This window comes from Pseudomonas tremae (genome assembly GCF_001401155.1).
GTDB lineage: Bacteria > Pseudomonadota > Gammaproteobacteria > Pseudomonadales > Pseudomonadaceae > Aquipseudomonas > Aquipseudomonas tremae.
Genome location: NZ_LJRO01000217.1, coordinates 1 through 323, shown reverse-complemented (window position 1 = coordinate 323; position 323 = coordinate 1). Strand labels below are relative to the sequence as shown.

Here is a 323-nt window from a genome sequence, read left to right as displayed (position 1 = left end):
GTGGCAGACAAGGCGATTGGTCAGATCAGTCGGTACATGGGCTGGATCAAGAAAAACCTTGCGAAGGGAAAAATGGTGAAAGGCGTTATCGTGGCGAAAAGCATCAGCTCCAACCTACGTCACGCGATTGTGGCAGTGCCGAACGTCTCGCTTTTTGAGTACGAAGTGGCGTTCAGTCTGAACCAGATCCAAGAGGCTGATGAGTCTCTATAGATGAAGCGAAAGGAGCTTCAACCGCTTTTCCCTACCTCGACGTGCCTCATCACAGAAACACTGAACACCATCCCCGCGCAGCGGAGTGAGCTTCTATGTAGGCGTTGCAC

Annotated in this window: 1 pseudogene; it reads left to right on the top strand. The window is 52.0% G+C overall.

Features of this window, described 5'->3' with window-relative positions:
* Window positions 1–213 (top strand): annotated as a pseudogene (locus ALO43_RS30735) (endonuclease NucS domain-containing protein); the annotation flags it as partial.
* Between the last annotated feature and the right edge of the window lie 110 nt (window positions 214–323).